The following is a 22,015-nucleotide window of genomic DNA, read 5'->3' as shown; positions in this document are numbered from 1 at the left end:
TGCGTGGTGATTTAAAGATTAATCAGTGAAATGGGTGATGAAGTTACAACTTTGCTGGAGCGGCTTTGATCCAGTACATCGACTAAGCGGTATTGATCTAAAGCTTGATAGAACTGTTCAAGTGCTTGATCTAAAATACCTTTAAGGCCACAGTTGTGGCGAAGTACGCAGGGTGGGGTGTTACATTCGACAATTTGATTATTGCCTTGCAAGATCCGAATAATGTATCCCAAATTTAAATTTAAAGTTTCTGCATTTAAGCGAATGCCGCCACCTTTACCGCGTGTGGTGATGATCCAATTCTGTTTTCCCATGAAATGGACAATTTTAACCAAATGATTTTGTGAGACCTGTAAATCCCGTGCAATTTCTGCAATGGTATAAGGCTTATCTTTTGGTTGTGAGATATACATCAAAAGACGTAGCGCATAGTCTGTAAATTTATTGAGTTGCATGGGGTCTTTAAAATGTCAGGAAAGGTTTATAGCGTAGCTTGAAAGTCCCCCTGAAAGGAACTTTCAACACCGATCAATGCATGATTTATTCAGTATTTAACCTTTAACAGGCGCAGAAACCTGAACCACATCACCGACTTTGTAATTTTCAAGCAAAATATTAGCAACAGAATATTCGGTATGATTTTCTTCAGCTTTTACATTAAATGTATATTGATCTGCAGACTGAGCATCAGCAAAAGTAAATTGTTGTGGCTGTTGAATAGCATGTTCAGGAACTTGAACTTTTACAGAAATATAACTTCCTGCTTCAGCAGTAACGATAGGCTGACCATCTTGTGCTTTTAAAGTAAAACGTTTGCCAGTATCAGTGCTTTCAACTGCAGCAATTTCAAAGGCACGCCATCCTGCCCATCCGCCATTTTGTGCAGCTAAACCTTCATATTTTTGCTTTTCTACACCAATTAAAATATCTGCCAATTGCATATACGCTTCTTTCCAAGCAGCAATGAGGTCGGATTCAAAAGGAACATTTAGAACTTCACTAATTGAGTGCAAAAGATTTTCCCCAACGATAGGGTAGTGTTCAGGTCGAATATCCAAGCTCACATGCTTGGTGGTGATGTGTTCGATTGCTTTAGCCAATACGCTTGGGTTTTCAATATGTTCTGCATAAGCCAGCACTGCTGCTGCTAAAGCACGTGGCTGACGACCGCTAGATTGATGATCTAAATTGAAGACATTTTTTAGTTCTGGATTGTTATTCAGCATGCGTTTATAAAAATAGCTGGTCAGTGCAACACCGTTTTCACGAAGCACAGGGACAGTTGATTTAACGAGTTCAATATGTTGTGGAGTCATGGCTAGAACATCTGTTGTGGCTATAAGATGTATTTACAATACATCTTATAAAGTGCGTTGTAAATACATCTGGTAAAAAACCATAAAAAAATTATGGAATAGTTCAATATCCCATAGTTTTAAAAAATTTAATAGTGTGGAAGGGGCTTATTTTCTTCCAAAAAGGGAACCGAGTAGACCACGGACAATTTTCTGCCCTGTACTACCACCTAAGCTGCGTGCGGCACTTTTTGCAAAGGTGCCGATAATGTCTTGGGTGAGTTTTTCACGTTGTTTCGATTCGCGGTCAGTCTCTTTTTGTTGCTCTCGTGCAATACGTTCTTGCTCTCGTGTTTGTTGCTTTGTAAACGCTTCCTGTTCTTTGGCTTGCTGTTTGGTTAAGCTTTCTTGTTCTTTGGCTTGTTGTTTCGCTGTTTCCTCTGCAACGGCTTGTTGCTGACGTTGTACGACTTTTTGTTGCAACATCTCAAAAGCACTTTCACGGTCTACCTGTTGCTCATAAATCCCTGCAACAACACTTTGATTCATCAGTATTTTTCGTTCATCTAGGCTGATCGGGGTGAATGATGAATAGGGTGGCATGACCCAGCCACGCTCTACAATTTGTGGTGTGCCTTGTTCATCTAAGCAGCTAATGAGGGCTTCACCAACACCCAGTTCAGTAATGGCTTGATCGACTCTGAATTCGGAATTGGATCTAAAGGTATCTGCAGCAGTTTTAACTGCTTTTTGATCTTTTGGTGTAAACGCGCGTAAAGCATGTTGAATACGGTTCCCTAGCTGTCCTAAAACACTTTCGGGTAAGTCGAGTGGATTTTGGGTGACAAAGTAAATCCCCACGCCTTTAGAGCGAATCAGGCGTACCACTTGTTCAATTTTTTCTTGTAGCGCTGTGCTGGCATTATCAAACAATAAATGCGCCTCATCGAAAAAGAACACCAGTTTGGGTTTGTCCATATCACCAACTTCGGGTAATTGTTCAAATAATTCTGAAAGCATCCACAGTAAAAATGTGGCATACAATTTGGGCGTGTTCATGAGCTTATCTGCGGCTAGTACATTGATATAACCACGCCCTTGGCTGTCGGTTTGAATGAAATCTAAAATATTTAAACTGGGTTCACCAAAAAACTGATCGCCACCTTGGTCTGCAAGCGCCAATAAATTACGTTGTATGGCACCCAGACTAGCAGGAGAAAGGTTGCCATATTCAGCTTGAAACTCTGTTGCATGTTCCGAAACATAAGTAATGATTGATTTTAGATCCTTAAAATCAATCAGTAATAGACCTTGATCATCGGCAATACGAAATACTGCGGAAAGTACACCTTCTTGAGTGTCATTTAGATTGAGCATCCGTGCTAATAATAGTGGACCAATTTCGGAAACTGTGGTGCGAATAGGATGACCTTGTTCAGCAAACAAATCCCAAAACACCACAGGTGAAGCGGCAAAAGGAATTGCATCAATATTTAAGACTTTAAGGCGTTCATCAAATTTAGCGTTGCTTGCTCCAGCCTGAGCTAGGCTGGATACATCACCTTTGGCATCGGCTAAAAATACGGGTACACCAATTCGGGAAAAGTTTTCTGCAAGAACTTTTAAAGTGACCGTTTTACCCGTACCCGTTGCTCCAGCGATTAAGCCGTGACGGTTGGCAAACTGTGAATGTAAAACTATATCTTGTTGTGTGTCTGACGTTTTCTTTGCAATAACGATTGCTGTACCCATAAAATCTATTCCTATTTACTTTCTTGTGTTTAGGTTATTCGAGTTGTTGTGTATTCAATTGTTTTAGCGCATTTTCTATATCTTGAATCAAATCTTCAGGATGTTCTAGTCCTATACAAAAACGAACCAATAATCCTTGTTGTAAATGTGTATGTTGCAGTTCACGCATCTCTTTTAAGTTATATAGCATAACTAAGCTGACAGGGCCGCCCCAGCTAAAACCGAGCTTAAAGAGGTTTAAGCTGTCACAGAATTTTCGAATGGCTTTTAAATCATATTCTGCTTTAAAAATAACACTAACTAAACCTGCGCTATGTCCTTCTTTACATACTTCTTTCCAGTAGCGATGTCCAGCAGATGATGCATCGGCAGGATGCAGAACTTGTACAAATTCATCTTGTTGTTTCAGCCAATCCAGCAGTTTTAAGGTGCTTTGTGACTGATGTTCATAACGAAGTCGCATGGATGCTAAGCTGCGTTGAACTTGTGCGGCATCATCACCTGAAATGGCAATCCCTTGAATGGCATGCATACGGAACAATTGGTGATGCAAATTTTGATCACGTGTCACCACGGAACCCATTAAAATATCACCACCACCGCTAGGATATTTGGTTAGGGCATGTACGGTGATATCGACACTTAAATGTTCGTCACCAAAATCAAAGGCATTAAAGGCAAGACCCGCGCCCCAAGTATTATCCAGCGCAGTCAAAACATGGGCTTGTTTGGCCTTGTTGACTAAAGCGACTAAGTTTGGGAATTCTAAAGTCACTGAGCCTGCTGCTTCCAACCAAATCAGTTTCGCTTGCTTTGAGGGTTGGAAGCTATCAATATCTATTGCATTGTAAATTTTCACGTTAATACCATAACGTGTTTCTAGATTGCGCAAATGTTCCATATTTGGACCGTAGATGTTGTCTGCAACCCAAACCTCATCTCCATGGGCTAAAAAGCAAGCGTTCACGAGGTTAATGGCAGACAAGCCACTCGGTGCAAGTAAACAAAAACTTCCACCTTCAATCTGCGCGATGTTGTCCCCTAAAGTAAAGGTGGTAGGCGTGCCATGCGTACCATAACTATAGTCATAAGCATCACTCCAGTGGCGATTAAACAGTGTATCAGTGTTCTGAAAAATAATGGTCGATGCACGAAACAGGGGAGGTTGAATAGTAAAAATAGACTGAGGGGCTTTTCGTGGTGCATGAATCAGTGCAGTTTGTGGATTATTTTTCAAAGTTTTGCTCTAGGTTGTATCAAAATTAGCTTTAGCTTAAGAGAAACAGACCCATTAGGCTATATAAATGCCCAAATGTATAAAAAGGGTTGTGCTTTTAAAAGTTGGCTTCATTTTTGCTAAACCTCTAGCAGAGCAATAACAATAGGTTCGAGCGGATGAAGTCGCATTTAAAAGTACATTATTTTCAGCATATTGCTGGTGAAGGATTTGGTAGTTGTTATCAATTTTTAAAACGGCACAATGCTAAAATTAGTGCAACGGAATTTTTTGCTTTACCTATCGATCGTTCACTGGAAATAGAAGCATTGCCTCAAGTGGAGGATGTGGATTTACTCATCATTATGGGAGGGGTAATGAGCGTAAATGATGAAGTCAATTTCCCTTGGTTAAAAATAGAAAAACGCTGGTTACGAAGATATTTGTCTATGGGGAAGCCTGCGATAGGGCTATGTTTAGGTGGGCAGTTGATTGCCAATGCTCTAGGTGCTGCTGTGAGTCGAAGTGACAAACAGGAGTTGGGTTGGACGGGGGTGCGTAAAGTGAATCATGTGCCTGCTGAGTGTTTTGAATTGCCAGCAGAATTTAATGTGATGCAATGGCATAATGAAACTTTTGAAATTCCAAAAGGTGCGATTCATTTGGCAGAAAATGAGGTTTGCAGAAACCAGATGTACCAAATTGGTAAAAATGTGTTGGGATTTCAGTTTCACCCTGAAATCACCCCAGAGACATTAAATCTGTTTTTAGAAAATGATGAAGAACTGGATAATTTTTCCGGTCAGCATGTGCAAACCCAACAGCAACTTAAAAAGACAGAAAAAAATAACTTTATTGATGGAAATCAAATATTAAACCAAGCAATAGAGTACGTTTTGGAAAAAACAGGGTGCTGATCTATTTTTAAACAATGTTACAAATTTAGGATTTGAAAAAGATGGGGAAAAGTTGAAAAGAGATTTGCTTAAGCGTTAAACAATCGCTATAATGAGCGACCCTTTAATAAAAGGGGTTAACTGCGAATAAAGCAGTTAATATCGTGACAGTCGTGGCATCGATCATGACCTTAGTGATTTTCACTGCCTTTGACACTTACCACTAGGTGAGATGCGTCAGAGGTGATTCTTTATATATTTGGCTTGGAGTTTACTGGTATGTCTAACCAGAGAATCCGTATCCGTTTGAAGTCTTTTGATCATCGTTTGATTGATCAATCTGCTCAAGAGATCGTAGAAACAGCAAAACGTACTGGCGCACAAGTTTGTGGTCCAATTCCGATGCCTACACGCATCGAGCGTTTTAATGTTCTAACTTCTCCGCACGTTAATAAAGACGCGCGTGATCAGTATGAAATCCGCACTTACAAGCGCTTGATTGATATCGTTCAACCAACAGACAAAACTGTTGATGCATTGATGAAATTGGATCTTGCAGCTGGTGTTGATGTTCAGATCGCATTGGGTTAAGGCTTTCGGGTTAATTAACACTCTAGGTTAATTAAGCCGCTTTTTTAGAGGTTTATGCACATGACTATTGGTTTAGTCGGTCGCAAGTGCGGTATGACACGTGTCTTTACAGACGCTGGTGTTTCTGTGCCTGTTACGGTGATTGAGGTTGATCCTAACCGCATCACTCAAATCAAAACGCTTGAAACTGATGGTTATCAAGCGATTCAAATCACTACTGGTGAGCGTCGCGAATCTCGCGTAACTAACCCTCAGAAAGGACATTTCGCTAAAGCGGGTGTTGCTGCTGGTCGTTTAGTTCAAGAATTCCGCGCTACAGAAGCTGATCTTGAAGGTCGTGAAGTTGGTTCTTCTCTTACCGTTGAATTGTTCACAGTGGGTCAAATTGTTGACGTAACTGGTCAGTCTAAAGGTAAGGGTTTCCAAGGTGGTGTTAAGCGTTGGAATTTCCGTACGCAAGATGCTACACACGGTAACTCACTTTCTCACCGCTCTTTAGGTTCTACTGGTCAAAACCAGACACCTGGTCGCGTGTTCAAAGGCAAGAAAATGGCCGGCCATATGGGCGCTGAACGCGTAACTACACAGGGTCTTGAAATCGTTGCTATCGACGTTGAACGTTCAGTTCTTGTTGTTAAAGGCGCGGTTCCTGGTGCTACCGGTGGTGACGTAACTGTACGTCCTACAATCAAGGCCTGAGGGGAAATATTATGAATTTAAATACTGTTTCCGGCTCTGCTGTTGAGTTGTCTGAAGTTGCTTTCGGGCGTGAGTTTAACGAAGCTCTTGTACACCAAGTTGTTACAGCTTATTTAGCTGGCGGTCGTCAAGGTTCTAAAGCTCAAAAGTCTCGTGGCGATGTATCTGGCGGTGGTAAAAAACCATTCCGTCAAAAAGGTACTGGTCGTGCGCGTGCTGGTTCTATCCGTAGCCCAATTTGGGTTGGTGGTGGTAAAACTTTTGCTGCTCGTCCACAAGATTGGTCTCAAAAAGTTAACCGTAAAATGTACCGCGGTGCTATGCAATGCATCTTAGCTGAACTTGTTCGTCAAGATCGCCTAATCTTAGTTGAAGAGTTTGCTGTTACTGCTCCGAAAACTAAAGAATTGCTTGCTAAGCTTAACGACTTAAATGCAGTTCGCGCATTAATCGTTACGGATTCTGTAGATGAAAATCTATATCTTGCTGCACGTAATATTCCGCATGTAGATGTGGTTGATGCTGCTGCAATTGATCCTGTTAGCTTGATTGCGTTCGACAAAGTTGTTATGTCTGTAGCTGCTGCTAAGAAAATTGAGGTAGAACTCGGATGAACAACGAACGTATCTATCAAGTCCTGCAAGGACCTGTATTCTCAGAAAAAGCTCAAGCTTTAGGTGAGGCTGCTGGTGTTCAAGTTTTTAAAGTTGCACTTGGTGCAAACAAGCTTGAAATCAAAAAAGCAGTTGAGCAACTCTTTGGTGTGGAAGTTGTTAAAGTTAACACGACTATCACTAAAGGTAAGACTAAACGCTTTGGTAAAACATTAGGACGTCGTTCTGATGTTAAAAAAGCATACGTCACCCTGAAAGCTGGCCAAGATGTTGAGATGGCTGACTTGGGCGATACCGCTGAAAGCGCAGCGGAATAAGGACGAAATTTATGCCTATTCAAAAATGTAAGCCAACGTCTCCAGGACGTCGCTTTGTAGAGAAAGTCGTTCACGACCATCTTCATAAAGGCGCACCGTACTCTCCGTTGGTTGAAGCTAAAAAACGTACTGGCGGCCGTAATAATAACGGTCACATTACAACTCGTCACGTTGGTGGTGGTCATAAACAAAACTACCGTCTTGTTGACTTTAAACGTAATAAAGATGGCATTCCAGCTACTGTAGAGCGTATTGAATACGATCCTAACCGTACTGCACACATTGCTTTGGTTTTGTATGCTGATGGTGAACGTCGTTATATCATTGCTGCTAAGGGCTTACGTGCTGGTGATAAAGTACAATCTGGTAACGATGCTCCAATTCGTCCAGGTAACTGCTTACCACTTCGCAATATGCCAATCGGTTCTACGCTTCACAACCTTGAACTTAAAATCGGTAAAGGCGCGCAATTAGCTCGTTCAGCTGGTACTTCAGTTCAATTGTTGGGTCGTGATGGTTCTTACGCTATCGTTCGTCTACGTTCAGGCGAGATGCGTAAAATCCACGTTGAATGTCGTGCTGTGTTAGGTGAAGTATCTAACGCGGAAAGCAACCTTCGCTCGTTGGGTAAAGCTGGTGCTTCGCGCTGGCGTGGTATTCGTCCTACCGTTCGTGGTATGGCGATGAACCCAGTTGACCATCCACATGGTGGTGGTGAAGGGCGTAATAAAGGTATTCAACCTGTAAGCCCATGGGGTCAAAAAGCTAAAGGGTACAAAACACGTACCAATAAGCGTACGACTAAGATGATTATTCGCGACCGTCGCGTCAAGTAAAGGAATCTGACTAATGCCTCGTTCTCTGAAAAAAGGTCCATTCGTCGATGCGCACTTGTTCGCTAAGGTTGAAGCGGCTATCGCGGCTAATAACCGTAAGCCGATCAAAACTTGGTCGCGTCGTTCGATGATTCTCCCAGATTTTGTTGGTTTAACAATTTCTGTTCATAATGGTCGTAACCATGTTCCGGTAATTGTATCTGAACATATGGTTGGTCATAAACTCGGTGAATTCGCGCCAACTCGTACCTATCGTGGTCACGGTGTTGACAAGAAATCTAAACGTTAAGGTGCTATGATGGAAGTTACTGCTAAATTACGCGGTGCCGCTATCTCGGCACAAAAAGCTCGTTTGGTTGCAGACCTGATTCGTGGCAAATCTATTGCCCACGCTTTGAACATTTTAACCTTCAGCAATAAAAAAGCTGCAGTGTTAGTGAAAAAAGCTTTGGAATCTGCGATTGCAAATGCTGAACATAATAACAGTTTAGATGTAGACGACCTTAAAGTTGCTACGATTTACGTTGATGAAGGTGTGAGCCTTAAACGTATTATGCCACGTGCTAAAGGCCGTGCAGATCGTATCACTAAGCGTACTTGTCACATCACCGTTAAGGTAGGGGTTTGATATGGGTCAGAAGGTTCATCCAATCGGTATCCGCCTAGGTGTTGTGAAACGTCATAACGCTAACTGGTATGCGAGTCCGAAACAATACGCTGAATATTTGCTTAAAGATCTTCAAGTTCGTGAGTTTTTGAACAAAAAACTTAAAAACGCGATGATCAGCAAAATTCTTATCGAACGTCCTACAGGTGCTGCTAAAATTACAATTAGCACTGCTCGTCCTGGTATCGTTATCGGTAAAAAAGGCGAAGACATTGAGAAACTACAACGCGAATTAACATCTATTATGGGTGTTCCTGCGCAAGTAAGTATCAACGAAATCGATCGCCCAGATTTAGATGCTCGTTTAGTTGCTGAAGCAATTGCTTCTCAATTAGAGAAACGTGTAATGTTCCGTCGTGCTATGAAGCGTGCGGTACAGAACTCGATGCGTTCTGGTGCTAAAGGTATTAAAGTTGAAGTTTCTGGTCGTCTTGGCGGTGCAGAGATTGCTCGTACTGAGTGGTATCGTGAAGGTCGTGTACCTTTACATACACTTCGTGCAGATATCGACTACTCTGCTGTGCGTGCTGAAACAACTTACGGTACGATTGGCGTTAAAGTTTGGATTTTCCGTGGTGAGATCTTAGGTGGCATGAAACAAGTCATGAACCCTGCTCCTGCTGAAGAACGTCCAGCTAAACGCGGTCGCGGTCGTGGTGAAGGTCAAGAGCGTCGTGGTCGTCGCAATGATCGTTCTGCTGAAAAAGGAGAATAATCCATGTTGCAACCTAAACGTACTAAATTCCGTAAAGTGCAGAAAGGCCGTAACACTGGTCTAGCACATCGCGGTAGCACTGTATCTTTTGGTACTATTGCACTTAAATCTATCGAGCGTGGTCAAATGACTGCTCGTCAAATTGAAGCTGCGCGTCGTACAATTAGTCGTCGTGTAAAACGTGGTGGTAAGATCTTTATCCGTGTTTTTCCAGACAAACCAATTACTGAAAAACCATTAGAAGTTCGTATGGGTAAAGGTAAGGGTTCTGTGGAATACTGGGTTTGTCAAATCAAACCAGGTAAGATCTTGTACGAAATGGATGGTGTAAGCGAAGAATTGGCGCGTGAAGCATTTGCGCTTGCTGCTGCGAAACTTCCGTTTAAAACCACTATCGTGACTCGGACGGTAATGTAATGAAAACTATAGATCTACGTGAAAAATCGGTAGAAGAGTTGACAGCTTTGCTTGATGAGCAACAGCTTAACCAATTCCGTCTTCGTATGGCTAAAGCAACTGGTCAATTGGGTAAATCGCATGAAGTTGCGCTTACTCGTAAAACTATTGCTCGTATTAAGACACTCCTTACCGAAAAACAGGGGAACGGACAATGAGTGAACAAACAGTTCGCACGTTAACCGGTAAAGTCGTAAGCGACAAAATGGACAAGTCTATTGTTGTGCTTATTGAACGCCGCGTTCAACACCCGTTGTATGGCAAATCAATCCGCCGTTCAACTAAATTACACGCTCATGATGAGAACAATGTTGCTAAAACTGGCGACGTAGTGACCATTAAAGAAAGCCGCCCAATTTCTAAAACTAAAGCTTGGACTTTAGTGGAAGTTATTGAAGCTGCTGCTGAGTAATTAGACGTTCTTGTTGCATCATCGGTTAATTTCGAGTACTCTTTGAGCCTTTCGAAATTGTAACCGGTGATGCTCGGTTTTGGAGTAGGGCAATGATTCAAACCGAAAGTATGCTCGACGTAGCAGACAACAGTGGTGCTCGCCGCGTACAATGTATTAAAGTACTTGGTGGTTCACACCGTCGTTATGCTTCTGTTGGCGACATTATTAAAGTTACTGTAAAAGAAGCTATTCCTCGTGGCCGTGTTAAAAAAGGCGACGTAATGAATGCTGTAGTTGTTCGTACAAAATTCGGCATCCGTCGTCCAGACGGTTCAGTGATTCGTTTCGACGATAACGCTGCTGTTATTTTGAATAACAACAAAGCGCCGATTGCAACTCGTATTTTCGGACCAGTGACTCGTGAACTTCGTACTGAACAGTTCATGAAAATTATTTCATTGGCTCCTGAAGTTCTATAAGAGGCACTCATGGCTAAGATTAAGAAAGGCGATCAAATTATTGTGATCGCAGGTAAAGAAAAAGGCAAACAGGGAACTGTTCTGTCTGTTTCAAATGACCGTGTTAAGGTTGAAGGCCTTAACTTGGTGAAGAAGCATCAGAAGCCGAACCGTGCAACGGGTGCTGAAGGCGCTATCGTTACACAGGAAGCTACGCTTCATATCTCTAACGTGGCAATTTTTAATGCTACAACCCAAAAGGCTGACCGTGTTGGTTACCAAGTTGCTGAAGGCGTGAAAACTCGCATCTTCAAGTCAACTGGTGAATCAGTGGCGGTAGCGAAGTAATAGGTTGATATAGGCCATGGCCAGACTTAAAACACGTTACAATGACGAACTTAAAGCTCAGTTACTTGAAACTTTAGGCGTTAAAAATGTGATGGAAATTCCACGCATTACAAAAATTACCATCAACATGGGTGTTGGTGCTGCATCAGCTGACAAGAAATTGTTAGATGGCGCTCTTTCAGATATGCAAGCAATTGCTGGTCAAAAACCAGTTCTTACTCTAGCTCGCAAATCTATCGCTGGTTTTAAAATCCGTGATGGTTGGCCGATTGGTTGTAAAGTTACTTTACGCGGCGAACGTATGTACGAATTCTTAGACCGTTTGATCTCTATCGCGATTCCTCGTATCCGTGACTTCCGTGGTTTTTCTGCGAAATCATTTGATGGGCGTGGTAACTATTCAATGGGTTTAAAGGAACAGATCATGTTCCCTGAAATCGACTTTGATAAGATTGATCGTATTCGTGGTATGGATATTACTGTGACTACGACTGCTCGCACTGATGACGAAGGCCGTGCGCTATTGCGTGCATTCGGCTTCCCGTTCAAATAAGAGGTCGATATGGCTAAGAAAGGTATGATTAATCGCGAATTGAAACGCGAAGCTACTGTTGCTAAATACGCTGCAAAACGTGCTGAATTAAAAGCAACGATTGCAAACGTGAATGCTACAGATGAAGAACGTTTCGAAGCGATGATGAAATTTCAAGCATTACCACGTAATGCGTCTCCAGTACGTCTTCGTAACCGTTGTGGTTTAACTGGTCGTCCTCATGGTTACTTCCGTAAGTTCGGCTTAAGCCGTAACAAATTACGTGAAACAGTAATGCAGGGTGATGTACCGGGCGTTGTTAAGGCAAGCTGGTAAGGAGCGACTAGATGAGTATGCAAGATACCGTTGCCGACATGTTAACCCGTGTTCGTAACGCACAAATGGCGAAGAAACAAACTGTTTCTATGCCTAACTCTAAGTTGAAGGTTGCTATTGCAAATGTTCTTCAACAAGAGGGTTATATCTCTGAAGTAGCGGTTGCTGAAAATGATGGCAAACCTACTTTAACGATTACGTTGAAATATTTTGAAGGCAAACCAGTTATCGAAACTGTGAAACGCGTAAGCCGTCCAGGTCTACGTCAGTATCGCGGTAAAGATGCACTTCCGAGCGTTAAGCAAGGTTTAGGTATTGCAATTGTTTCTACAAGCAAAGGCATCATGACTGATCGCGCAGCACGTTCTGCTGGTATCGGTGGTGAAGTTATTGCTTTTGTTTCTTAATAGGTGATTCCTCATGTCTCGTGTGGCTAAAGCCCCAGTAACTGTACCTAATGGTGTTACAGTTACTCAGAACGGCCGGCAGGTCGAAGTGAAAGGTACAAAGGGTACTTTGTCTTTCACCCTGCATGCGCTGGTCGAGTTAAAACAGGAAGAAGGTACACTTCAGATTGCTCCAGTTAAAGAGTCGAAAGACGCTTGGATGCAAGCTGGTACTGCTCGCGCTGTTCTTAACAACCTTGTAAAAGGTGTTAGTGAAGGCTTCGAACGTAAGTTACAACTAATCGGTGTTGGTTATAAAGCTGCGGTTAAAGGTGATGTTGTTCACCTTAACCTTGGTTATTCACACCCTATCGATTATAAACTTCCTGAAGGTGTAACTGCTGAAACTCCAACTGCTACTGAAATCATTTTGAAATCAGCAAGCAAACATATGTTGGGTCAAGTAGCTGCAGATATCCGTTCATATCGTGAGCCTGAACCTTATAAAGGTAAAGGTGTTCGTTATTCGGATGAAGTTGTTCTTCGTAAAGAAGCTAAGAAGAAATAAGGCGCGAGGTTCTTATGAACGAAAAGAAACAATCCCGTTTGCGTCGTGCGAAAAGCACACGCTTGCACATTCGTGCATTGGGTGCGACTCGCTTGTGTGTAAACCGCACTCCGCGTCACATCTATGCGCAAGTTATTTCAGCCGATGGTGGCAAAGTTTTAGCGCAAGCTTCAACTTTAGATGCTACTTTACGTGCTGGTACAACTGGTAACGTTGAAGCCGCTACTAAAGTAGGTGCTTTAATCGCAGAACGTGCTAAAGCAGCTGGTGTTACTAAAGTTGCATTTGACCGTTCTGGTTTTAAATATCATGGTCGTATCAAAGCCTTGGCTGATGCTGCTCGTGAAAACGGCTTGGAGTTCTAATCATGGCTAAAGTTGAACAAAACGAAGGTCTTGTTGAAAAGCTGGTTGCCGTTGATCGTGTAGCCAAAGTTGTTAAGGGTGGTCGTATCTTCTCTTTCACAGCATTGACTGTGGTAGGTGATGGTAACGGTCGTGTAGGATTTGGTCGTGGTAAAGCACGTGAAGTTCCAGCTGCTATTTCTAAAGCACTTGAAGCTGCACGTCGTAACATGATTACTGTTGATCTTGTTAACGGTACTGTTCAACACCCTATTAATGCTCGTCACGGTGCAAGCCGCGTTTACATGCAACCTGCTTCTGAAGGTACTGGTGTAATTGCTGGTGGTGCTATGCGTGCAGTTTTAGAAGCTGTTGGCGTACATAACGTATTGACAAAATGCTATGGTTCTACGAATGCTGCTAACGTAGTAAACGCAACTTTTAAAGGTTTGCGTGATATGACTTCTCCTGAGAAAGTCGCTGCGAAACGTGGTTTATCTGTAGCACAAATTCAAGGGTAATCAATCATGAAAACGATTAAAGTTACCCAGACTAAATCTGCTTCGCATCGTTTGAAAAATCACAAACTTTGCCTACAAGGTCTAGGTCTGCGTCGTATTGGTCATACAGTAGAAGTTCAAGATACACCTTCTAACCGCGGTATGATTAATAAAGTCTACTATATGGTTAGTGTAGAGGGATAAGCTATGACTCTGCGTTTAAATGAGCTTGCACCAGCTGAAGGTGCAAAACGCAACAATATTCGTGTTGGCCGTGGTATCGGTTCTGGTATCGGTAAAACTGCTGGTCGTGGTCATAAAGGCCAAGGCGCACGTAAAAGTGGTGGTACACGCGCTGGTTTCGAAGGTGGTCAAACTGCGATCTATCGTCGTTTACCTAAGTTCGGTTTTACAAGCCAACTCGCTTTAAAAACTGCTGAAGTACGTTTATCTGAGCTTGCTAAAGTTGAAGGTGATGTTGTTTCACTTGAAACTTTAAAAGCAGCGAATGTTGTACGTAAAGATATGACTCGTGCTCGTATCGTACTTTCTGGTGATATTACTCGTGCATTCACTATTCAAGGTGTTGCATTGACTAAAGGCGCTAAAGCTGCTGTTGAAGCTGCTGGCGGCAAAGTCGAGGAGTAATCGCTAGTGTCTATGTCTCCTAGTTCTTCAGGTCATGTGAACATGATGAAAGGTCAACCGTTTCATGTGAAATATCGTGAAATTATTCGCCGAATGATGTTTCTTATCGGTGCATTAATGGTCTTTCGACTAGGAGCACATATTCCAGTACCAGGCATTAATAGTGCTGCACTTGAAAATCTGTTTAATGCAAATCAAGGTACGATCCTTGGTTTGTTTAACATGTTTTCAGGTGGTGCATTAGAGCGGATGTCAATTCTTGCTTTAGGGATCATGCCATACATTTCTGCCTCAATTATTGTGCAGTTAATGTCTACGGTTGTTCCTTCGCTGGAAGCTTTAAAGAAAGAAGGCGAACAAGGTAAGCGTAAGATTAATCAATACACACGACAAGGAACACTGTTTCTTGCACTTGTGCAGTCGGTAGGGATGTGTGCTGGTCTTATTAGTCAAGGTATTACTTTGACAGAGGGTCTAGCTTTTTATATCCCTGCAGTTACTTCACTGGTTGCAGGTACCATGTTCTTGATGTGGTTAGGTGAGCAAATTACTGAACGCGGAGTAGGGAATGGTATATCCATGATCATCTTTGCAGGTATTGTTGCTGGATTGCCAAATTTAATTATGCAATCTTTCTCATCGGTAGATAATGGTCAAACAAGTCTCATTGGCTTGGTTATTTTTGGTCTGTTATCTATAGGTGTTTTAGCAGCTATTGTGTTTATTGAAAAAGCACAACGTCGTATACCAGTCAATTATGCTCAAAAACAACAGGGTCGTCGTGTATTTACTGCACAGCAGACACATTTGCCATTAAAAATTAATATGGCGGGTGTGATCCCAGCAATTTTTGCAAGTTCATTGCTTTTGTTCCCTGCGAGCTTAGGGCAATGGGTGGGGAGTGCTGATCCTAGTGCAAATATTATCAAACGTAGCCTACAAGATTTGGCACTCGTATTGTCGCCTGGACAGCCGTTGTATTTGGTGCTCTTTGGTGCGTTAATTATCTTTTTCTGTTACTTCTATACTGCGCTAGTTTTTAGCCCAAAAGAAGTTTCAGAGAACTTGAAACGCAGCGGAGCTTATGTGCCTGGTATTCGTCCAGGTGAGCAAACTGCTCGTTACTTAGATCATATTCTCAATCGTTTGACCTTTATTGGCGCGATTTATATCACAGTGATTTGTTTAATGCCGATGGTATTACAGAGCTCATTTGGTATCCCATTCTCTTTGGGTGGTACCTCTTTGCTCATCGTTGTGGTGGTCGTGATGGACTTTATGGCTCAGCTTCAAGCACATCTCACCTCGCACCAGTATGATAATCAAACGTTAATGAGAAAAACGACTGCTCATCCTAAGGGATAAGCGCACTTGAGGTTTCATCATGAAAGTACAAGCTTCTGTAAAAAAAATTTGTGGTAGCTGTAAAGTTATCCGTCGTAATGGGGTTATCCGCGTGATTTGTAGCGCTGAACCTCGTCATAAGCAGCGTCAAGGTTAATCTAATCAAGACCTGTTGATTTCTGTAGGTGAATTAGGTTAATATCCGCCCCTCAAGGTTTTTGTCGGGCGGTTGATTATCTCTACTGCCTTTTTGGAGAAAGTGAATGGCTCGTATTGCCGGTGTAAACATTCCGGATAACAAGCATGCTGTTATCTCCCTCACGTATATCTTTGGTATCGGTCGCCATACTGCTAAGAATATCTTAGCTGCTGTTGGTATCGCTACGACTACTAAGATCCGTGAATTGGATGATGCTCAACTTGATGCGATTCGTGCAGAAATTACCAAGGTTCCGACCGAAGGTGATTTACGTCGCGAAATTTCCATGAACATTAAACGTTTAATGGATTTAGGCTGCTACCGCGGTCTTCGTCATCGTCGCAGCTTGCCTGTCCGTGGACAACGCACCAAAACTAACGCACGTACCCGTAAAGGTCCGCGCAAACCTATTAAGAAATAAGATTTCTGGAAGCTAAAAGATGGCTAAAGATACTCGCGCACGCAAGAAGGTCACTCGTACCGTCTCTGAAGGTGTTGCACACATTCACGCTTCTTTTAATAACACCATTGTTACTATTACCGATCGTCAAGGTAATGCACTGGCTTGGGCTACCTCTGGTGGACAAGGCTTCCGTGGATCACGTAAATCAACTCCGTTTGCTGCTCAGGTAGCTGCTGAAGTTGCTGGTAAAGCAGCTTTAGACTACGGTTTGAAAAACTTGGACGTCCTTGTAAAAGGTCCTGGTCCTGGTCGTGAATCTGCGGTTCGTGCTTTAGGTGCAGTGGGTTATAAAATTAACAGCATTACCGATGTGACGCCAATCCCGCACAACGGTTGCCGTCCACCTAAAAAACGTCGCGTCTAAGGAGAAACATTCATGGCTCGTTATATTGGTCCAAAATGCAAACTCTCTCGCCGCGAAGGGACAGACCTGCAACTTAAATCAGGCGTTAAACCGTTTGACGTTAAGACTAAAAAACATGCGAAAGCTCCTGGCCAACATGGCGGAGCTCGTGGTAGTAAACAATCTGAGTACTCACTACAATTACGTGAAAAACAAAAAGTACGTCGTATGTACGGTGTGTTAGAGCGTCAATTTAGTAACTACTATAAAGAAGCTGCTCGTGTTAAAGGCGCAACAGGTGAAAACTTGTTGAAATTGCTTGAAAGCCGTCTTGATAACGTAGTTTATCGCATGGGTTTTGGTTCTACACGTGCAGAAGCTCGTCAGCTTGTATCTCACCGCAGCATTACTTTGAATGGTCGTCGTGTTAACATTGCGTCTATCCAAGTTAAAGCGGGTGATGTAATTGCGGTTCACGAAGGTGCTAAACAACAATTGCGTATTAAAGGCGCAATTGAATTGGCTACTCAACGTGGCATGCCTTCTTGGATGGAAATTGACCATTCTAAATTGGAAGGCACGTTTAAAGCTGCACCGGATCGTTCTGATTTACCTGCTGAAATCAACGAAAGCTTGATTGTAGAATTGTATTCTAAATAATCCTTGAGGTAGCAATAATGACGCGTACTGCAAATGAGTTTCTAACTCCGCAAGCGATCAAGGTCGAAGCGGCTAGCGGGACCTCGGCAAAAGTGATTCTAGAACCGTTAGAGCGTGGCTTTGGTCATACTCTGGGTAATGCTTTACGTCGTATCCTTCTTTCTTCTTTACCTGGCGCTGCTGTGGTTGAAGTTGAAATAGAAGGGGTCGAGCACGAGTACAGTACCTTAGAAGGCTTGCAGCAGGACATCGTCGAGCTCTTGCTGAACCTAAAAGGATTGTCGATTAAGCTGTTCGATCAAAACGAAGCATATTTAACATTAGAAAAACAAGGTCCTGGCGATGTAACTGCTGCTGATCTTCGTTTACCTCATAATGTTGAAGTGGTAAACCCTGAGCATTTGATTGGCACGTTAAGTGCTTCAGGCTCATTAAAAATGCGCCTGAAAGTTTCTCAAGGCCGTGGTTATGAGACATCTGACTCACGTTTCCCAGAAGGCGAAACTCGCCCAGTGGGTCGTTTACAGTTAGATGCTTCTTATAGCCCGATCAAACGTGTTTCTTACACCGTTGAAAATGCGCGTGTTGAACAACGTACTGACCTTGATAAATTGATCATTGATCTTGAAACCAATGGTACAGTTGATCCAGAAGAAGCGATCCGCAAAGCGGCAACAATCTTGCAACAACAAATTGCAATTTTTGTTGATCTTCAGAAAGATCAAGCTCCTGTTGCTCAAGAACCTCGCGAAGAAGTGGATCCAATCTTGCTTCGTCCAGTAGATGATCTAGAGCTTACTGTTCGTTCTGCTAACTGTTTGAAAGCAGAAAATATTTACTACATCGGTGACTTGGTTCAACGTACTGAAGTTGAGTTGTTAAAAACTCCTAACTTAGGTAAAAAATCGTTAACTGAAATCAAAGATGTTCTGGCTTCAAAAGGCTTACAACTCGGCATGCGTTTAGAGAACTGGCCACCAGCTAGTTTACGTATGGACGATCGTTTTGCCTATCGTAGCCGTTAATTAAGTAGGACTATCACCATGCGTCATCGTAATAGTGGTGTGAAATTAGGCCGTACAAGCAGTCATCGTAAAGCGATGTTCCAAAACATGGCTAACTCTTTGTTTGAGCACGAGTTGATTAAAACAACTGTGCCTAAAGCGAAAGAGTTACGTCGTGTAGCTGAGCCTTTAATCACTTTAGCTAAAAACGATACTGTTGCAAACCGTCGTTTGGCGTTTGCTCGTACTCGTTCAGCAGTAACTGTTGGTAAATTATTTACCGTTCTTGGCCCTCGTTACAAAGAACGTAACGGCGGTTATCTACGTGTTCTTAAAGCGGGCTTCCGTGCAGGTGATGCTGCGCCGATGGCTTACGTTGAGCTAGTAGATCGCGAAGTTAAATAATTTCGCCAGAAGAACTTCAGTTGTTCGAAAAAAGACCAGTGTTTAACTGGTCTTTTTTTATGCCTGATTGTTAGACAATTTATCATTTTGTCCTGAACTGATATGTTTTCTGTCCGAATTGTTTAAACTTGACATTGAGTATTGTCAAATTTATGGTTTAATAAAATAAAGTTTAAATAAGGCTATAAAAAGAACATGGAAAAGCATATTGATATTTTGATTGTTGGTGCTGGTATTTCAGGTATTGGGCTTGCTGCTCATCTTTCGAAGCATTGCCCACAACGTCAATTTGATATTATTGAACGTCGCGAAAGTTTTGGTGGTACTTGGGATTTCTTTAAATACCCGGGCATTCGTTCTGATTCGGATATGTCGACTTTTGGTTTTAATTTTAAACCTTGGCAAAAAGCCAATGTACTTGCTGATGGTGCTTCAATTAAAGGTTATCTTTCAGAAGTATTGGATGAATATAAACTAAAAGATAAAATCCATTTTCAACACCGTGTACTTGCGGCAAATTATGATTCAACGCAAAAAAAATGGATTGTTGAAATTGAAGATTTAAATCAGAAAAAACACACTTGGATTGCAAATTTTGTCTTAGGTTGTACTGGATATTATAATTATGATCAGGGTTTTCAACCCAACTTTCCAAATCAAGAGGCTTTTAAAGGGCAATTGATTCATCCACAATTTTGGCCTGATCATTTAGAGTATGCTGGCAAAAAAGTGGTGATTATTGGTAGTGGTGCGACGGCGATTACTTTGGTTCCAGCCTTGGCGAAGGGTGGTGCAGAACATGTCACTATGCTGCAACGTTCACCGACCTATATTGCTTCAGTACCATCTATCGATTTTGTTTATGACAAGATGCGTAAGGTATTGCCTGAAGATCTGGCTTATAAACTCACGCGCGCACGCAATATTGGTATGCAACGTGGTATTTATGCACTTGCACAGAAACAACCTAAGTTATTACGTAAACTTCTGCTTAAATCAATTGAGATGCAGCTGAAGGGTAAGGTGGATATGAAACACTTTACACCATCTTATAATCCATGGGATCAACGTTTGTGTGTTGTACCTGATGGTGATTTATTCAAGATATTACGTTCAGGTAAGGCGAGTGTAGAAACAGATCAGATTGAGAAGTTTACCGAAAAGGGTATTCAACTTAAATCAGGTCAACATTTGGATGCAGATATTATTGTTTCTGCCACTGGCTTAGAAATTCAAATTTTGGGTGGAATTAAAGCAACGCTAGATGGTAAACCGATGGATACTTCTAAGCATATGTTGTATCAAGGGGTTATGGTGAGTGATGTGCCGAATATGGCGATGATTATTGGTTATATCAACGCCTCTTGGACGCTTAAAGTTGATATCGCTGCTGAATATATTTGTCGTCTGATCAATCATATGGATAAGAAAGGATACGATGAAGTCATTGCTCAAGGCGATGCGACAGAGTTAATGGAAGATACTGTGATGGGAAGCTTATCTTCAGGTTATATCGCACGTGCAGTGGACGTCATGCCAAAACAAGGTAAGCATGCACCTTGGAATGTAACCAATAATTATCTAGCAGATCGTAAAATACTCAAAAATGCGAGGTTTGATGATGGTGTGCTTAAATTTGAAAAACGTGCAGCGCAAGTTTCTCCTAAGCCTAAATTGGTCTCTTAATTAAAAGCGTAAATAAAAAAGGAGCTTAAGCTCCTTTTTTTATGACACATGTTTAAAGGGAGCGAGAAATTAACTCTTTCATAATTTCGTTGGTTCCTGCATAGATACGATTTGCACGGTTATCGATATAAGCACGGGCAATTGGATATTCCATCATATAGCCATAACCACCATGTAATTGCAGGCATTCATCGACCACTTTAGAAAACATCTCAGAAATTTTATATTTCGCAGCAGCAGCTGCATCAATGCCAAGTTTATTTTCTAACTGTAATTCCATACAGCGGTCTAAATAGGCACGACAAAAATCTATTTCGGTTCGTAATTCAGCCAGTTTAAAGCGAGTATTTTGAAAAGCACTAATGGGCTTACCAAAGGCTTTACGGTCTTTAGTATATTGCACAGTATGAGCAAATGCGGCTTCAGCCCCTGCTTGACAGATAATGGCCACTAACATACGTTCCCAAGCTAATTCTTTCATCAGCATCATAAAACCCATGCCTTCCATGCCGAGTAGATTTTCTTTAGGCACGCGGACATTGTCAAAGAATAGTTCACAGGTATCTTGTCCTTTCATGCCAATTTTATTCAGTGGTTTCCCTTTGCTGAAACCTGCTTGATTGGCGTCTACGATCAGTAAAGATAAATTGGCAGATCCTTTATCAGCACTACCAGTTTTACAGACTACAATGACCATATCGCATAAGTAGCCATTGGTAATAAAAATTTTAGAGCCATTAATGACGTATTCATCACCCTCTAACACGGCAGTTGTGCGGACTGCTTGCAGGTCTGAACCTGTACCAGGTTCAGTCATTGCTATCGCTGTTACGATTTCACCAGAGGCCATTTTCGGTAGCCAATACTTTTTTTGTTCTTCATTGCCAAAGTTATTTAAATAATTGGCGACAATATCTGAGTGTAGCGAAAAGCCTGTTGATGAATCCATCGCGTAAGCTTGTTCTTCAATCAAAATCATACTGTAAAGTCGGTCAACGCCTGAACCTCCATATGCTTCAGGCATGGTTGCACAGAGCAATCCCATGTCACCTGCTTTAATCCATAAATCACGATCAACATGTTGTTGTTGTTCATATTTTTCAATATTAGGAACCACTTCTTTTTCATAAAATTTGCGCACGGTTTCACGGAATGCTTCATGCTCTGCTGTGAATAAATGACGTGGTAACATATTGGTTATTGGTCGAATCGCACCTGATTGCATTTTTATTGTATCCATCTACACGGTTATTGTTATAGAGAAAATAGAAGATAGCTGTTCAGGTGGCAATGTGTTGAATGCTCAAATATTTGAATAAGATGATGAATTTGGTCAATTGGTG

Annotated in this window: 34 protein-coding genes and 1 pseudogene; 30 read left to right on the top strand and 5 right to left on the bottom strand. The window is 42.0% G+C overall.

The features are described 5' to 3' along the window. Window positions 1–11: 11 nt before the first annotated feature. The 4 genes from B9T25_RS12005 to B9T25_RS11990 form a co-directional block, all read right to left on the bottom strand. On the bottom strand, window positions 12–455 hold the full coding sequence (locus B9T25_RS12005) for an RrF2 family transcriptional regulator (protein WP_086188650.1): 444 nt from the start codon (window positions 453–455) through the stop codon (window positions 12–14). A gap of 96 nt (window positions 456–551) precedes the next feature. After that, a complete protein-coding gene (locus B9T25_RS12000; RefSeq protein ID WP_086188649.1) occupies window positions 552–1,316 on the bottom strand; it encodes a globin domain-containing protein in 765 nt (254 codons plus the stop codon). Window positions 1,317–1,463: 147 nt separating this feature from the next. Beyond that, window positions 1,464–3,047, bottom strand: coding sequence for a helicase HerA-like domain-containing protein (locus tag B9T25_RS11995; protein WP_086188648.1), 1,584 nt, complete (start codon window positions 3,045–3,047; stop codon window positions 1,464–1,466). A gap of 34 nt (window positions 3,048–3,081) precedes the next feature. Continuing rightward, complete coding sequence (locus B9T25_RS11990; protein WP_086188647.1) at window positions 3,082–4,284, bottom strand: PLP-dependent transferase; 1,203 nt, start codon at window positions 4,282–4,284, stop codon at window positions 3,082–3,084. Between the two features lie 158 nt (window positions 4,285–4,442). On the opposite strand from B9T25_RS11990, the gene B9T25_RS11985 reads away from it, so the two are divergent. From B9T25_RS11985 to B9T25_RS11840, 30 genes and pseudogenes are all read left to right on the top strand, one after another. After that, window positions 4,443–5,180, top strand: coding sequence for a type 1 glutamine amidotransferase (locus tag B9T25_RS11985; RefSeq protein ID WP_086188646.1), 738 nt, complete (start codon window positions 4,443–4,445; stop codon window positions 5,178–5,180). A 258-nt stretch (window positions 5,181–5,438) separates the two neighbouring features. After that, window positions 5,439–5,750, top strand: a complete 312-nt coding sequence (gene rpsJ / locus B9T25_RS11980) for a 30S ribosomal protein S10 (protein WP_000070912.1) — start codon at window positions 5,439–5,441, stop codon at window positions 5,748–5,750. Between the two features lie 60 nt (window positions 5,751–5,810). Next, on the top strand, window positions 5,811–6,449 hold the full coding sequence (gene rplC, locus B9T25_RS11975; RefSeq protein WP_086188645.1) for a 50S ribosomal protein L3: 639 nt from the start codon (window positions 5,811–5,813) through the stop codon (window positions 6,447–6,449). Between the two features lie 11 nt (window positions 6,450–6,460). Then, the gene (rplD, locus tag B9T25_RS11970; RefSeq protein WP_086188644.1) at window positions 6,461–7,063 is read left to right on the top strand and encodes a 50S ribosomal protein L4; all 603 of its coding nucleotides are present in this window, start codon (window positions 6,461–6,463) and stop codon (window positions 7,061–7,063) included. Next, window positions 7,060–7,380, top strand: coding sequence for a 50S ribosomal protein L23 (gene rplW / locus B9T25_RS11965; RefSeq protein ID WP_004650487.1), 321 nt, complete (start codon window positions 7,060–7,062; stop codon window positions 7,378–7,380). The genes rplD and rplW overlap by 4 nt, the downstream gene beginning before the upstream one ends. 11 nt (window positions 7,381–7,391) lie before the next feature. Next, window positions 7,392–8,216 carry a 50S ribosomal protein L2 gene (gene rplB, locus B9T25_RS11960; RefSeq protein ID WP_086188643.1) on the top strand — a complete coding sequence of 275 codons (825 nt, stop codon included), beginning with the start codon at window positions 7,392–7,394 and terminating at the stop codon, window positions 8,214–8,216. Window positions 8,217–8,229: 13 nt separating this feature from the next. Beyond that, window positions 8,230–8,505 (top strand): 30S ribosomal protein S19, encoded by a 276-nt coding sequence (gene rpsS / locus B9T25_RS11955; protein ID WP_004281508.1) that lies wholly within the window; start codon window positions 8,230–8,232, stop codon window positions 8,503–8,505. A gap of 9 nt (window positions 8,506–8,514) precedes the next feature. Further along, a complete protein-coding gene (gene rplV, locus B9T25_RS11950) occupies window positions 8,515–8,844 on the top strand; it encodes a 50S ribosomal protein L22 (RefSeq protein WP_086188642.1) in 330 nt (109 codons plus the stop codon). 1 nt (window position 8,845) lies between these two features. Then, window positions 8,846–9,662, top strand: a pseudogene (rpsC, locus tag B9T25_RS11945) (30S ribosomal protein S3). Continuing rightward, entirely contained in the window at window positions 9,602–10,015 is a 414-nt protein-coding gene (gene rplP / locus B9T25_RS11940) for a 50S ribosomal protein L16 (protein ID WP_086188640.1), read from the top strand. Before rpsC ends, rplP begins: the two are co-directional and overlap by 61 nt. Beyond that, window positions 10,015–10,212 (top strand): 50S ribosomal protein L29, encoded by a 198-nt coding sequence (gene rpmC, locus B9T25_RS11935; RefSeq protein ID WP_086188639.1) that lies wholly within the window; start codon window positions 10,015–10,017, stop codon window positions 10,210–10,212. Before rplP ends, rpmC begins: the two co-directional genes overlap by 1 nt. Beyond that, on the top strand, window positions 10,209–10,466 hold the full coding sequence (rpsQ, locus tag B9T25_RS11930) for a 30S ribosomal protein S17 (protein WP_086188638.1): 258 nt from the start codon (window positions 10,209–10,211) through the stop codon (window positions 10,464–10,466). The genes rpmC and rpsQ overlap by 4 nt, the downstream gene beginning before the upstream one ends. Before the next feature lie 92 nt (window positions 10,467–10,558). After that, complete coding sequence (gene rplN, locus B9T25_RS11925) at window positions 10,559–10,927, top strand: 50S ribosomal protein L14 (protein ID WP_004725701.1); 369 nt, start codon at window positions 10,559–10,561, stop codon at window positions 10,925–10,927. A 9-nt stretch (window positions 10,928–10,936) separates the two neighbouring features. Beyond that, window positions 10,937–11,254 carry a 50S ribosomal protein L24 gene (gene rplX / locus B9T25_RS11920; protein WP_086188637.1) on the top strand — a complete coding sequence of 106 codons (318 nt, stop codon included), beginning with the start codon at window positions 10,937–10,939 and terminating at the stop codon, window positions 11,252–11,254. Between the two features lie 16 nt (window positions 11,255–11,270). After that, window positions 11,271–11,807, top strand: coding sequence for a 50S ribosomal protein L5 (gene rplE, locus B9T25_RS11915; protein ID WP_086188636.1), 537 nt, complete (start codon window positions 11,271–11,273; stop codon window positions 11,805–11,807). A 9-nt stretch (window positions 11,808–11,816) separates the two neighbouring features. Beyond that, window positions 11,817–12,122, top strand: coding sequence for a 30S ribosomal protein S14 (rpsN, locus tag B9T25_RS11910; protein ID WP_086188635.1), 306 nt, complete (start codon window positions 11,817–11,819; stop codon window positions 12,120–12,122). A gap of 11 nt (window positions 12,123–12,133) precedes the next feature. Continuing rightward, complete coding sequence (gene rpsH / locus B9T25_RS11905; RefSeq protein WP_086188634.1) at window positions 12,134–12,529, top strand: 30S ribosomal protein S8; 396 nt, start codon at window positions 12,134–12,136, stop codon at window positions 12,527–12,529. Between the two features lie 13 nt (window positions 12,530–12,542). Beyond that, window positions 12,543–13,076: a 50S ribosomal protein L6 gene (gene rplF, locus B9T25_RS11900; RefSeq protein WP_086188633.1), complete on the top strand. Its 534-nt coding sequence runs from the start codon at window positions 12,543–12,545 to the stop codon at window positions 13,074–13,076. Between the two features lie 14 nt (window positions 13,077–13,090). Further along, window positions 13,091–13,441 carry a 50S ribosomal protein L18 gene (gene rplR / locus B9T25_RS11895; protein ID WP_004650473.1) on the top strand — a complete coding sequence of 117 codons (351 nt, stop codon included), beginning with the start codon at window positions 13,091–13,093 and terminating at the stop codon, window positions 13,439–13,441. Window positions 13,442–13,443: 2 nt separating this feature from the next. Beyond that, window positions 13,444–13,941 carry a 30S ribosomal protein S5 gene (gene rpsE / locus B9T25_RS11890; protein ID WP_067726635.1) on the top strand — a complete coding sequence of 166 codons (498 nt, stop codon included), beginning with the start codon at window positions 13,444–13,446 and terminating at the stop codon, window positions 13,939–13,941. A 6-nt stretch (window positions 13,942–13,947) separates the two neighbouring features. Continuing rightward, window positions 13,948–14,124, top strand: coding sequence for a 50S ribosomal protein L30 (rpmD, locus tag B9T25_RS11885; RefSeq protein WP_086188632.1), 177 nt, complete (start codon window positions 13,948–13,950; stop codon window positions 14,122–14,124). Between the two features lie 3 nt (window positions 14,125–14,127). Further along, the gene (gene rplO, locus B9T25_RS11880) at window positions 14,128–14,568 is read left to right on the top strand and encodes a 50S ribosomal protein L15 (RefSeq protein WP_086188631.1); all 441 of its coding nucleotides are present in this window, start codon (window positions 14,128–14,130) and stop codon (window positions 14,566–14,568) included. Window positions 14,569–14,613: 45 nt separating this feature from the next. Further along, window positions 14,614–15,933: a preprotein translocase subunit SecY gene (secY, locus tag B9T25_RS11875; protein WP_171260850.1), complete on the top strand. Its 1,320-nt coding sequence runs from the start codon at window positions 14,614–14,616 to the stop codon at window positions 15,931–15,933. Between the two features lie 19 nt (window positions 15,934–15,952). Continuing rightward, window positions 15,953–16,069 carry a 50S ribosomal protein L36 gene (gene rpmJ / locus B9T25_RS11870; RefSeq protein ID WP_000867907.1) on the top strand — a complete coding sequence of 39 codons (117 nt, stop codon included), beginning with the start codon at window positions 15,953–15,955 and terminating at the stop codon, window positions 16,067–16,069. Between the two features lie 106 nt (window positions 16,070–16,175). Then, window positions 16,176–16,532: a 30S ribosomal protein S13 gene (rpsM, locus tag B9T25_RS11865; protein ID WP_004650467.1), complete on the top strand. Its 357-nt coding sequence runs from the start codon at window positions 16,176–16,178 to the stop codon at window positions 16,530–16,532. A gap of 19 nt (window positions 16,533–16,551) precedes the next feature. Next, the gene (gene rpsK / locus B9T25_RS11860) at window positions 16,552–16,938 is read left to right on the top strand and encodes a 30S ribosomal protein S11 (RefSeq protein WP_004281491.1); all 387 of its coding nucleotides are present in this window, start codon (window positions 16,552–16,554) and stop codon (window positions 16,936–16,938) included. A gap of 12 nt (window positions 16,939–16,950) precedes the next feature. After that, window positions 16,951–17,577 carry a 30S ribosomal protein S4 gene (rpsD, locus tag B9T25_RS11855; RefSeq protein WP_086188630.1) on the top strand — a complete coding sequence of 209 codons (627 nt, stop codon included), beginning with the start codon at window positions 16,951–16,953 and terminating at the stop codon, window positions 17,575–17,577. A 17-nt stretch (window positions 17,578–17,594) separates the two neighbouring features. After that, window positions 17,595–18,602, top strand: coding sequence for a DNA-directed RNA polymerase subunit alpha (locus B9T25_RS11850; RefSeq protein ID WP_004650465.1), 1,008 nt, complete (start codon window positions 17,595–17,597; stop codon window positions 18,600–18,602). 18 nt (window positions 18,603–18,620) lie between these two features. Continuing rightward, window positions 18,621–18,986: a 50S ribosomal protein L17 gene (gene rplQ / locus B9T25_RS11845; RefSeq protein ID WP_004650463.1), complete on the top strand. Its 366-nt coding sequence runs from the start codon at window positions 18,621–18,623 to the stop codon at window positions 18,984–18,986. A gap of 195 nt (window positions 18,987–19,181) precedes the next feature. Further along, window positions 19,182–20,672 carry a flavin-containing monooxygenase gene (locus B9T25_RS11840; RefSeq protein WP_086188629.1) on the top strand — a complete coding sequence of 497 codons (1,491 nt, stop codon included), beginning with the start codon at window positions 19,182–19,184 and terminating at the stop codon, window positions 20,670–20,672. 52 nt (window positions 20,673–20,724) lie between these two features. Here the strand turns inward: B9T25_RS11840 and B9T25_RS11835 are convergent, their stop codons facing one another. Then, window positions 20,725–21,897 (bottom strand): acyl-CoA dehydrogenase family protein, encoded by a 1,173-nt coding sequence (locus B9T25_RS11835; protein ID WP_086188628.1) that lies wholly within the window; start codon window positions 21,895–21,897, stop codon window positions 20,725–20,727. Window positions 21,898–22,015: the final 118 nt, after the last annotated feature.

This window comes from Acinetobacter sp. ANC 4470 (assembly GCF_002135335.1).
Taxonomy (GTDB): Bacteria; Pseudomonadota; Gammaproteobacteria; order Pseudomonadales; family Moraxellaceae; genus Acinetobacter.
Note: the sequence above shows the minus strand (reverse complement) of the source record. Positions and strands in the feature narration are given on the sequence as shown.

Coding starts and splice junctions, on each gene's coding strand:
- rpsM (WP_004650467.1), top strand. CDS start 16,176: ATGGCTCGTATTGCCGGTGTAAACATTCCGGATAACAAGCATGCTGTT.
- rpmC (WP_086188639.1), top strand. CDS start 10,015: ATGAAAACTATAGATCTACGTGAAAAATCGGTAGAAGAGTTGACAGCT.
- rpmJ (WP_000867907.1), top strand. CDS start 15,953: ATGAAAGTACAAGCTTCTGTAAAAAAAATTTGTGGTAGCTGTAAAGTT.
- rplQ (WP_004650463.1), top strand. CDS start 18,621: ATGCGTCATCGTAATAGTGGTGTGAAATTAGGCCGTACAAGCAGTCAT.
- rplC (WP_086188645.1), top strand. CDS start 5,811: ATGACTATTGGTTTAGTCGGTCGCAAGTGCGGTATGACACGTGTCTTT.
- B9T25_RS11850 (WP_004650465.1), top strand. CDS start 17,595: ATGACGCGTACTGCAAATGAGTTTCTAACTCCGCAAGCGATCAAGGTC.
- B9T25_RS12000 (WP_086188649.1), bottom strand. CDS start 1,316: ATGACTCCACAACATATTGAACTCGTTAAATCAACTGTCCCTGTGCTT.
- rplW (WP_004650487.1), top strand. CDS start 7,060: ATGAACAACGAACGTATCTATCAAGTCCTGCAAGGACCTGTATTCTCA.
- rpsQ (WP_086188638.1), top strand. CDS start 10,209: ATGAGTGAACAAACAGTTCGCACGTTAACCGGTAAAGTCGTAAGCGAC.
- B9T25_RS12005 (WP_086188650.1), bottom strand. CDS start 455: ATGCAACTCAATAAATTTACAGACTATGCGCTACGTCTTTTGATGTAT.
- rpsE (WP_067726635.1), top strand. CDS start 13,444: ATGGCTAAAGTTGAACAAAACGAAGGTCTTGTTGAAAAGCTGGTTGCC.
- B9T25_RS11835 (WP_086188628.1), bottom strand. CDS start 21,897: ATGCAATCAGGTGCGATTCGACCAATAACCAATATGTTACCACGTCAT.
- rpsK (WP_004281491.1), top strand. CDS start 16,552: ATGGCTAAAGATACTCGCGCACGCAAGAAGGTCACTCGTACCGTCTCT.
- rpmD (WP_086188632.1), top strand. CDS start 13,948: ATGAAAACGATTAAAGTTACCCAGACTAAATCTGCTTCGCATCGTTTG.
- rplD (WP_086188644.1), top strand. CDS start 6,461: ATGAATTTAAATACTGTTTCCGGCTCTGCTGTTGAGTTGTCTGAAGTT.
- B9T25_RS11995 (WP_086188648.1), bottom strand. CDS start 3,047: ATGGGTACAGCAATCGTTATTGCAAAGAAAACGTCAGACACACAACAA.
- rplR (WP_004650473.1), top strand. CDS start 13,091: ATGAACGAAAAGAAACAATCCCGTTTGCGTCGTGCGAAAAGCACACGC.
- rplB (WP_086188643.1), top strand. CDS start 7,392: ATGCCTATTCAAAAATGTAAGCCAACGTCTCCAGGACGTCGCTTTGTA.
- rplV (WP_086188642.1), top strand. CDS start 8,515: ATGGAAGTTACTGCTAAATTACGCGGTGCCGCTATCTCGGCACAAAAA.
- rpsS (WP_004281508.1), top strand. CDS start 8,230: ATGCCTCGTTCTCTGAAAAAAGGTCCATTCGTCGATGCGCACTTGTTC.
- rpsD (WP_086188630.1), top strand. CDS start 16,951: ATGGCTCGTTATATTGGTCCAAAATGCAAACTCTCTCGCCGCGAAGGG.
- rpsH (WP_086188634.1), top strand. CDS start 12,134: ATGAGTATGCAAGATACCGTTGCCGACATGTTAACCCGTGTTCGTAAC.
- rplP (WP_086188640.1), top strand. CDS start 9,602: ATGTTGCAACCTAAACGTACTAAATTCCGTAAAGTGCAGAAAGGCCGT.
- rplN (WP_004725701.1), top strand. CDS start 10,559: ATGATTCAAACCGAAAGTATGCTCGACGTAGCAGACAACAGTGGTGCT.
- secY (WP_171260850.1), top strand. CDS start 14,614: ATGAAAGGTCAACCGTTTCATGTGAAATATCGTGAAATTATTCGCCGA.
- rpsN (WP_086188635.1), top strand. CDS start 11,817: ATGGCTAAGAAAGGTATGATTAATCGCGAATTGAAACGCGAAGCTACT.
- rplX (WP_086188637.1), top strand. CDS start 10,937: ATGGCTAAGATTAAGAAAGGCGATCAAATTATTGTGATCGCAGGTAAA.
- rplO (WP_086188631.1), top strand. CDS start 14,128: ATGACTCTGCGTTTAAATGAGCTTGCACCAGCTGAAGGTGCAAAACGC.
- rplF (WP_086188633.1), top strand. CDS start 12,543: ATGTCTCGTGTGGCTAAAGCCCCAGTAACTGTACCTAATGGTGTTACA.
- B9T25_RS11840 (WP_086188629.1), top strand. CDS start 19,182: ATGGAAAAGCATATTGATATTTTGATTGTTGGTGCTGGTATTTCAGGT.
- rplE (WP_086188636.1), top strand. CDS start 11,271: ATGGCCAGACTTAAAACACGTTACAATGACGAACTTAAAGCTCAGTTA.
- B9T25_RS11985 (WP_086188646.1), top strand. CDS start 4,443: ATGAAGTCGCATTTAAAAGTACATTATTTTCAGCATATTGCTGGTGAA.
- rpsJ (WP_000070912.1), top strand. CDS start 5,439: ATGTCTAACCAGAGAATCCGTATCCGTTTGAAGTCTTTTGATCATCGT.